The 8906-nt window shown below is 62.0% G+C and carries 8 protein-coding genes; 5 read left to right on the forward strand and 3 right to left on the reverse strand.

Annotated elements, in window-relative coordinates; all coding sequences use genetic code 11:
• Positions 1-61 precede the first annotated feature (61 nt).
• Positions 62-1825 (forward strand): YndJ family protein, encoded by a 1764-nt coding sequence (locus tag EGH25_RS08180; protein WP_266087500.1) that lies wholly within the window; start codon positions 62-64, stop codon positions 1823-1825.
• Positions 1826-1964: 139 nt separating this feature from the next.
• A complete protein-coding gene (locus tag EGH25_RS08185) occupies positions 1965-2756 on the forward strand; it encodes a methyltransferase domain-containing protein (protein WP_266087502.1) in 792 nt (263 codons plus the stop codon).
• A 51-nt stretch (positions 2757-2807) separates the two neighbouring features.
• Here the strand turns inward: EGH25_RS08185 and thsA are convergent, their stop codons facing one another.
• From thsA to EGH25_RS08200, 3 genes are all read right to left on the reverse strand, one after another.
• Entirely contained in the window at positions 2808-4472 is a 1665-nt protein-coding gene (gene thsA, locus EGH25_RS08190) for a thermosome subunit alpha (protein ID WP_266087586.1), read from the reverse strand.
• Between the two features lie 96 nt (positions 4473-4568).
• Positions 4569-5429, reverse strand: coding sequence for a TraB/GumN family protein (locus EGH25_RS08195; protein WP_266087504.1), 861 nt, complete (start codon positions 5427-5429; stop codon positions 4569-4571).
• A 22-nt stretch (positions 5430-5451) separates the two neighbouring features.
• Positions 5452-5805, reverse strand: coding sequence for a hypothetical protein (locus tag EGH25_RS08200; RefSeq protein ID WP_266087506.1), 354 nt, complete (start codon positions 5803-5805; stop codon positions 5452-5454).
• An 87-nt stretch (positions 5806-5892) separates the two neighbouring features.
• On the opposite strand from EGH25_RS08200, the gene EGH25_RS08205 reads away from it, so the two are divergent.
• From EGH25_RS08205 to EGH25_RS08215, 3 genes are read left to right on the forward strand one after another with little or no spacing between them, the layout of a single operon-like run.
• The gene (locus EGH25_RS08205) at positions 5893-6873 is read left to right on the forward strand and encodes a DUF63 family protein (protein ID WP_266087508.1); all 981 of its coding nucleotides are present in this window, start codon (positions 5893-5895) and stop codon (positions 6871-6873) included.
• A 6-nt stretch (positions 6874-6879) separates the two neighbouring features.
• Entirely contained in the window at positions 6880-8169 is a 1290-nt protein-coding gene (locus EGH25_RS08210; protein WP_266087510.1) for an anthranilate synthase component I family protein, read from the forward strand.
• A complete protein-coding gene (locus tag EGH25_RS08215; protein ID WP_266087512.1) occupies positions 8166-8714 on the forward strand; it encodes an anthranilate synthase component II in 549 nt (182 codons plus the stop codon). The genes EGH25_RS08210 and EGH25_RS08215 overlap by 4 nt, the downstream gene beginning before the upstream one ends.
• Positions 8715-8906: the final 192 nt, after the last annotated feature.

Below are 8906 nucleotides of genomic sequence, written 5' to 3' on the forward strand. Positions count from 1 at the left end.
ATGGCTGAGAGCCAAGAACGCGCGTCTTTCTTCCTCCCGGAAGACGGCGAACTGCGCGCACATGCCTACGCAGAAGGTAGTACGGTGGTCGGCGGTAGTCTGGCTCGGTATCGTTGCGTCCCGCATAGTTGACGCGCACGCTCTTGAGAACGTCGAACTCTTCCTTGCTCTCGCCGTCCTCGTCGTGGTTCCGCTCTGCGTGCGCCTCCTATCGACGCCGCGGCGCGACGCGTCTCACGTGTTCTGGTACCGGGCTGTCGTCTACGCACAGCCCTTCTGCGCCGTGCTCGCACTCGCGTCATTCTTCATCGCTCAGGGAACGACCGCGCTGGCGTTTGCACTGCCGTGGTTCGTTCTCACGCTCGTCGTCGCGGCGTTCGGTCTCTGGCGTTTCCTGCCACGCGGCGCACGTCCGGCGGAGGAGCTTCTCCCTGACGCTGGCGCGCTATACCTGCCCGTCGGCGGTTTCTGGCTCGCCGCTTCGCGCGCAGGTGCCGAACCTCTCGGCTTCGAAGGTATTATCGTCACCCTCACCGCGGTTCACTTCCACTACACGGTCTTCATCCTGCCCGTCCTTCTGGGTCTGACGGGGCGCGCACTCGTTCGTGGATACACGTTCCGTCTCTTCGGTTTCGCCGCGTACGGCGTCGTCTTCTCGCCCGGTCTCATCGGTCTCGGAATCGCGTTCTCGCCTTTCGTCGAACTCGTCGGCGTCACCGTCTTGGCTGTCTCGGTCGTGACCGCCGCTTTGCTCGGTCTGAGGCGCGTCGTCCCCATGCTCAACCGTCCTGCGGACGCGCTCGTCGGCTTTTCGTACCTCTCTGTCGTCGCTGTCGTCGCGCTCGGCTTCGCGTACGCGAGCAGGAGCTACGGATTCACGTATGCCGCGGAGGCGGAGCGCGGCTTACTCGACATACCAACGATGGTCGTCACTCACGGCATCTTAGCGTCTCTCGGCTTCGGCGTCGTCGGAGCGACGGGATGGTGGCTCGCTTCGCGCGGTGGCTCGGCGAAAGCGCGTGTTCCTCCTCCCGGTCTGCCCTTCAGCAACCTCCGTGCGCGATGGAGTGTAGGCAGAGGGTCCTTCGAGCGCGAAGGCTTGAGCGACGAGAAGGGGGCGACGGGCATGATAGACGACCTCGCCGCTTACAACCGCGAAAGCCGCGGCGGAGACAGAGGCTTCGAAGCCGACGCAGTCCACCCGAATGTACGCGACTTCTACGAGAACACGGACGCGTATGAGATGATCGTCGTCCCTGAATGGGAGCGTGGCTTCCGCCTACCGGCGCGTCTGTACGGCTTCGTCGCGTCGAGGTTCGAGAACGTGAACCCCGCGACGACAGAGGCGCGTATCTGCGGCGAAGTGACAGGCGTAGACGACTCCGCCGACGGACGCGACGACGTACGCGCATGGACGCGGTGGGATGCGTCGACGGGCGAAGGCGTGCTTGTGTGCGCGTACTCGTCGCACGTTCACGACGGCGTGCGTTACTCGACGGTCACGTTTCCTCTGCCGCTGTCGAACTTCGCGGGCGTCCTGCGTTTCGAGAACACCGACGGGGACGGACTCCTTCTGACGACGTACGACTGCGACGGGAAAGATAACAATGAGGGCGGCGACGATGCTCACGGGGACGGCGGTCTGTACCTCGTGACACCCGCCGTTCCCGTCCGTCTGCCGCTTGACGAACGCCTGAGAGTGCATGCTTCCGGGGACGCTCCCCAAGAATCCGACGAACACGACGCCGACGTCGTCGTGCGCCACGAGATGTACCTTTTCGGCAGGAGGTTCGTGACTCTGAACTACTACGCCGAGAAAGTGTAGCTACCCCCACAGCCTTAGCGACGAGAAAGACCGTCGTCGGGTTTCGTGATTGTTTTGCTGGTGCTATTCTCCGTTCTTCATCTTCCACAGGTGGAAGACGATACGTCCAAGTTTTACGTACCCGATATAACGTACTAACATGCGCGGATTCTCCTCCGACTACCTACGACGTACCCGCCGCGGTATGTGGGGCGACCGCGAGGCGCTCGAACTCGCGCGTCTCGGTGATGCGGAGAGTGTACTCGACGTCGGATGCGGAAACGGTGAGTTCACGCGCGTCCTCGTCGAGGAGACGGACGAAGCCGATGTTGTCGGCTGTGACTTCGACCTCTCGCATCTGTCCGATGTACGCGAATCCCTCGGCGTTCCCGTCGTCGCGGGCGACGCACGCTCTCTACCTTTCTCAGACGCCTCCTTCGGTACCGTTGCGTGTCAGGCGCTCCTCGTCAACCTGCGTGAGCCACGGCACGGGGTCGACGAGATGGCGCGTGTCGCGTCCGACCGCGTCGTCTGCGTCGAACCCGACAACTCGTCCGTGTGCGTCGAGTCGACTGTCGCGGGTGAACCCGAGCTGGCGCGCAGAAGCCGGCGGCGTTACCTCGAAGGCTCGGATACCGACCCGGCGCTTGGAACAGACGTTCCTTCTCTGTTACGCGACGCGGGTCTGCGTGACGTGTCGGTTACGAGGTACGAGCAGGAACTCGTCACCGAACCGCCGTACGACGAGAGCGACGTAACCGCGGTGCGGAGGAAGGCATCGGGCGAGTCGTTCCGCGGGAGACGTGACGATATGGAGGGCGACGAAGAGACGCTCGACTCGCTCCGTGACGACTGGCGCGAGATCGGACGCGAGGCGGCGTTACAGCTCTCAGGGAAGGAGTACGTCCGACGTGAAACCGTGCCGTTCTACGTCGTCGTCGGTAAAAAGTAGTCGTCGCGCTGTACTGAGCCGTTGGTGTTCGGCGGTAGATTTAGCCTACCTTTACATCATGCCGCCCATGCCGCCGCCCATTCCGCCGGCTCCGCCGGGCGGTCCGCCTGCTCCACCTGCTCCGCCCATGTCGGGCATGTCCTCGTCGTCGCTACCCGTGTCGCCGCCTGCGATAACGTCGTCGATACGGAGGATCATGACCGCGGCGTCGGTTGCGGACGAAACCGCCTGCGTCTTGACGCGGAGCGGCTCGACGACGCCGCTCTCGGTCATGTTCTCTATGTCGCCCGTCTCTGCGTTGAGACCTGCGTGAGCGTCGCCGCCGTCGTGCTTGCTACGGAGGCTGACGAGCGAGTCTATGGAGTCGAGACCCGCGTTCTCGGCGAGCGTACGCGGTATGATTTCGAGAGCGTCGGCGAAAGCCTCGACAGCAAGCTGTTCGCGTCCCTCGACCGAGTCTGCGAAGTCGCGCAGTTCGAGAGCGACCTCTGTTTCGGGCGCTCCTCCGCCGGGGAGTATCTGACCGTCCTGCACGGTGACACGAACAACACCGAGTGCGTCGTCTATTGCGCGCTCGACCTCGTCAACGACGTGCTCCGTACCGCCGCGGAGTATGAGCGAGACGCTCCGGGGGTTCTCGCAGTCCTCAACGAAGATCATCTCGTCGCCGCTGACGACGCGTTCCTCGACGGCACCCGAGTTTCCGAGATCGTCCGCCGTGATGTCGTCGATACTGGAGACGACGTTGCCGCCGGTCGCGCGTGCGAGCTTCTGTATGTCGCTCTTCTTCGCACGGCGGACGGCGAGGATACCTTCCTGAGCGAGGAAGTGCTGTGCCATGTCGTCGATACCCTTCTGACAGAAGACGACGTTGGCACCCGACTCCTTGATGTTGTCGACCATGTCGCGGAGCATCTCCTCCTCCTGATCGAGGAAAGACTGTAGCTCGTCGGGCGAAGAGACGTTGACCTCCGTGTCGGTCTCCGTCTCCTGAACCTCTATGGCGGTGTCGATAAGAGCGATGTTGGCGTCGTCGACGCGTTTGGGCATGTTGGCGTGGACACGATCCTTGTCTATGATCATACCCTCGACGAGTTCGCTCTCACTGACGCTACCGCCGACAACCGTCTCGACCTTGACGTTTTCGAGGTCGACCTCTCCGTCGTCCGCAACCGCCTGAACCGCACGGACGACGAGTTCGGAGAGTGCGTCCTTGGCTTCCTCTGCACCCTTGCCCGTCATCGCTGTCTGTGCGATACGGTTGAGCTTTTCTGTGTCGTCCGCGGTGACCGCCTCGGCGTCGCCTTCGAGCGTCTCGCGCGCCTTCTCCGCGGCACGGCGGTAGCCCGAAGCGATGACCGTCGGATGAACGTCCTGCTCAAGAAGGTCTTCCGCTCGTTTGAGGAGTTCGCCCGCGATGACGACCGCGGTCGTCGTACCGTCTCCGGCTTCCTCCTCCTGCGACTCGGCGACCTCGACTATCATCTGCGCCGCGGGGTGGTCGACGTCCATCTGGTCAAGGATCGTCACACCGTCGTTGGTGATAACGATGTCACCGATGGAGCCGACGAGCATCTTGTCCATCCCCTTGGGTCCGAGCGTCGTACGCACGGACTCGGCGACCGCCTTACCGCCGGCGATGTTCATGCTCTGGGCGTCGCGCCCACTGGTTCTCTCTGAGTCTTCACTTAGTACAAGTACTGGCTGGTTTCCCATGTTCTGTTGCGCCATTCTGTTACACCTCGGTTTCTGGTTGTTCCTCGGTTCTATAAAAGGCTTTCGGGTACGTCTCCCCAACTTGAATCTTGCGTGCTACACCTTACCAAGCCGGACACGTACCACACCGTCCTCGCAGGTCGCCTCTGTGTCGTCGGGGTCGACGCGCGCGGGTAGCTTAACCGACGTTTCGACGGAGTCGGGGCGGCGTTCGCCGACGAACCTGTACGTCTGCGGTAGGTCGTTACGTCCCGAAGCCTCGACCTCAAGACGGCGTCCCGTGAGGGATACGGAAACGTCGTCCTTTGTGAAGCCGGGTGCGTCGACGACGACGAGTATATCGTCGGCGCTCTCGTAGACGTCGGCTTCGGCGGTCGTCTTGTACCCGTCGCCCGGTACCTCAGGTATGTCGTCGGGGTTCCGGAGGTAGTCACGTATACCGTCCTCGTGTCCTGCGCCTACGACCGCAACGACCTTCCCGTCGAGTTCGAGGAGACGTGAAGCCATGTATGCGTCGCGCTCGTCGATGATTACGCGCGCTCCGCCGGGCGAGAACTCACGGAGTTCGTCGACGTATCCCTCGACACGATCTTCCTGTATGGCGCGGTCGATCTCCTCGACAGAGACGCCTCCGATTCCGAGGAAGGCGGCGACGACCGCGCCCGCCGTCTTTAAGCGTTCGAAGACGGAGAGTTCGTCCCAGAAACGCCGGAGTGTAACGGAGAGTTCGCGGTCTATGAGAGCGACGTGTATACCGCGCGCCTCCGCCTCTTCGACCGCCGCTGACATGTCGCCTCCGTACGTCGTGTCGTCCTGCTGTCTGATCCTCTCGTACCTGCGTGGGTCGAGTTCGACGGCGACGACATCGGGATCCTCGTCACGGACGGCGTCACGTACCTCGGCGGCGCTCCTTTCCGAGACGTGCGCCGTTCCGACGATGACGACTTCGTCAGGCATGTTCAAAACACGTCTCCGAGGGTCATACGTCTTCTGTTAACGCCTCGAACACGTCGCCGACGAAGGTGACGAACGAGGCGGCGTCAGCCTCCGAACCGTCGGGATCGAGGCGTGGACTCAGATCCTCGCAGACGCGTGAGACGACTTCGTCGTTGTCGAGTTGGCGTGTATCCTCGGAGGGCACGAAGCCGTCGGTTCCGCGTACGACGTAGCCGTTGTGAAGGAGGGTGACACCGATATGTATAGCGGTTCCGTCCCACGGCGGGTCGAACGCGGGTTCGAGGGCACGGCGCACCTCGTCGACGGGGTACGCGGCGTTCGACGTGTCGGTACAGACACCGTCGAAACGTACCTTCCCGTACCTGTTCTCGGTCACAGAAGGTAGACGGGGTGAGGCTTCTAATGGTTTGCGAACCGAGCAAAGAGCCGTAAACGTAATTACCCGTGCGCGGAAAGTCGGCGTATGCTCGAAGACCGCCGTTCACGCATCCTTTGGTTAGCCGCGGTCGTCGTCCCTGTCGTCGTCGTCGGTCTTGGCTCCCTACTACGTCCCGAACTTTTCTACGACCGTTTCCTCTGGAAGTACTTCTTCGGACCCGTCGTCGCCGACTACGAGGGCGAGCGTCTGGTGAAGAACGGCGTCGCCGTCTCTCCCGGATATACTCTCGTCTCGTCCGCAGTCTACGCCTACTACCTCCTTCTCGCCGTCGTGGGTGGCGCGGAGCTCCTTGACCGTCTCGAAGTCGGTAACTCGTCGGCGTTCTTCTTCGCACTCGTCCCCTACGGCTTTCTCGGAGGCGCGGCGCGTGTGGTTGAGGACACGGGCGCGCTCGAAGCACCCGTCGCGTACCTCTTCATCTCCCCCGTGATCTACTTCACCATCTTTCTGTTTACCGTCGGTGTCTTCCTCGTTGCCGTCAAGCTGGAACGCGGTGGCGTCGTGAAGAGGTACGAAAGGCTCGTCGCGGGTGCGGGGGCTGTGGCTTTCGTAGCTGTCGCTGTCTATCTCGGATACATAGGCGTAACCGAGACGGGTATCAGGCTCTGGATACCGGCGGCTGTCGTAGGGGCTTCGACCGTCGTATTCGGCGTTATCTGGCTTCCCCTCGGACGTCTCCGACCTGAGATTAACGCCGGAACCGGGGCTATGGGAGGTGTCCTCCTATGGGGACATCTCACCGATGGATTTTCGACGGTCGTGGGCGTCGAGTACCTCGGGTACAGCGAGAAACAGCCTATCGTCGACACGGTTATCACCGTGACGGGGACGACGTACTCGTTCGTCGTACTCAAGGCGGGTATCGTTCTCCTCATACTGTACGCATTCGACCGAAAGTTCTTCGAGGAGTTCGACCGTCTTCCGTACCTGCTTCTCGTCGCCGTACTCGCCGTGGGTCTCGGTCCCGGAACACGCAACACTTTACGTATGGCACTCGGTGTCTGAGTACGTATGGAGACGGTTCGTCGTACGGTAGAGGACGTTTCCCCCGTCGCGGCTTTCGACGCCCTTGACGCCGACGTGCTACTCGAAAACGGCGAGAGGGGTTGGGACTCGACGTACGTCGCAGGCGAACCCGTGGAGACTTTCGTTCATAGACGGGAAGACGCCGAACGCGGATGTTTCGAACGCCTCGGCGACTGGCTCGACGGTCTACCCGACACCGACGGATCGACCGCCGCAGGGGCGTACGGCTTCGTGGGATACGACGTTGCCAAGAGGTACGAGGACGTTCCGGACGGTACCGAACGTGACATCGACGTTCCCGACGGTTGGTTCGGCTTCTACGACACCGTCGCCGTGCTTGACGACGATGCGTACGTAGAGGCTGTCGGGCATACGGAAGAGGAATCGCCGCCCGACGAACGCGCCGCGCGGATCGCGGACGAGGTTGAGGACGCGACCTACGACGAACGAACAGTCAGCGGTACAAACAGACGTTCCAACTTCGACCGCGACGCCTACCTCGACGCAGTCCGGCGGGTTAAGGAACGTATACGTGAGGGCGAGACGTTCCAGACCAACATCTCACAACGTCTCTCGTTCGACTCCGACGGTTCGGCTCTCGACCTGTACGCACGTCTCCGCGAAACCAACCCTTCTCCGTACATGGGTCTCATAGACGGCGACGGCTGGTCGGTCGTCTGTTCAAGCCCCGAACTCCTCGTCCGTGTACGTGACGAAGATGTTGTTACGCGACCTATCGCGGGCACACGTCGGCGCGGCGAGGATGCGGCGGACGAACTCACGGCGAGCGACAAGGAGAGAGCCGAACACTCGATACTCTTGGATCTCGCACGTAACGACGTAGGCAAGGTATCGCGGTACGGGACGGTTGAGGTCGACGAGTTCGCAACCGTCGTCCCGTACCCGGAGGTCTACCATCTCGAATCCGTGGTGACGGGCGAGAAAAGCGACGGTACCACCGCCGTCGACGCCCTACGCGCCGTCTTCCCCGGCGGAACCGTGACGGGCGCGCCCAAGCCGCGTACCCTGCGTATAATCGAGGAGGTCGAACCCACCGAGCGCGGACCGTACACGGGTTCGATGGGACGTGTCACCCTTGACGGCGACTGTACGTTCAACATACTGATACGGACGGCGGTAAGGGACGGTAAGACGTACCATATACAGGTCGGCGGCGGTGTGGTTCACGACTCCGTACCCCAAGACGAGTACGACGAGACGCTCGACAAAGCGCGCGGCGTACTAAACGCTGTCGAGGACGGTGAGAATGGATGAACGTCCGTGTAGCCGTCGTCGACAACAACGACTCCTTCTCGCACAACCTCGAAGGGTATCTGGGCGAGTTCGCGGATGTCACAGTGGGACGTTTCGACGAACCGCCCGAAGCCGACGGCTACGTCTTCTCGCCCGGACCCGGAAAGCCCGACGAGTTCCCCATCATGTACGAGATTCTACGCGACCGCGACGAACCCGTTCTCGGCGTCTGTCTTGGACACCAAGCTGTCGCCGAGTTCTTCGGCGGGAGCATCGGTTACGCCGATGAGGTTGTTCACGGAAAACGGTCGGAGATCGAACACGACCGTCGCGGTGTCTTTGAGGGTATCGAATCGCCGACGCGCGTCGCGCGGTACCACTCGCTCGTCGTCGACGACGTACCAGAACCGGTTGAGGTTACGGCGCGCGGAGCGGACGAGGTGATGGGCGTCCGTCACACCGACCGCCCCGTCTTCGGCGTCCAGTTCCATCCCGAAAGCTTCCTCACCGACGAAGGGAGACGTATGGTAAGGAACTTCGTCCGTATAGTAGAGGGACACGCGTAACCCTAATCCGCGCCCATTAGAAGAGCGGGAGGCATGCGAAACATGCCTCTGTCGCTACGCGTACGTCTCCTCCAGATACTCTACGATGTCATCCTAATCCGCGCTGATTAGGAGAGCGGGAGGCATGCGAAACATGCCTCTGTCGCTACGCGTACGTCTCCTCCAGATACTCTACGATGTCATCCTAATCCG

The sequence above is a fragment of the Halorutilus salinus genome (assembly GCF_026242195.1).
Taxonomy (GTDB): domain Archaea; phylum Halobacteriota; class Halobacteria; order Halobacteriales; family Halorutilaceae; genus Halorutilus; species Halorutilus salinus.

Bases quoted from the DNA above. Each gene is read 5' to 3' on its own strand.
- EGH25_RS08185 (WP_266087502.1), top strand. From the start codon at position 1,965: ATGCGCGGATTCTCCTCCGACTACCTACGACGTACCCGCCGCGGTATG.
- EGH25_RS08205 (WP_266087508.1), top strand. From the start codon at position 5,893: ATGCTCGAAGACCGCCGTTCACGCATCCTTTGGTTAGCCGCGGTCGTC.
- EGH25_RS08180 (WP_266087500.1), top strand. From the start codon at position 62: ATGCCTACGCAGAAGGTAGTACGGTGGTCGGCGGTAGTCTGGCTCGGT.
- EGH25_RS08195 (WP_266087504.1), bottom strand. From the start codon at position 5,429: ATGCCTGACGAAGTCGTCATCGTCGGAACGGCGCACGTCTCGGAAAGG.
- EGH25_RS08215 (WP_266087512.1), top strand. From the start codon at position 8,166: ATGAACGTCCGTGTAGCCGTCGTCGACAACAACGACTCCTTCTCGCAC.
- thsA (WP_266087586.1), bottom strand. From the start codon at position 4,472: ATGGGAAACCAGCCAGTACTTGTACTAAGTGAAGACTCAGAGAGAACC.
- EGH25_RS08210 (WP_266087510.1), top strand. From the start codon at position 6,880: ATGGAGACGGTTCGTCGTACGGTAGAGGACGTTTCCCCCGTCGCGGCT.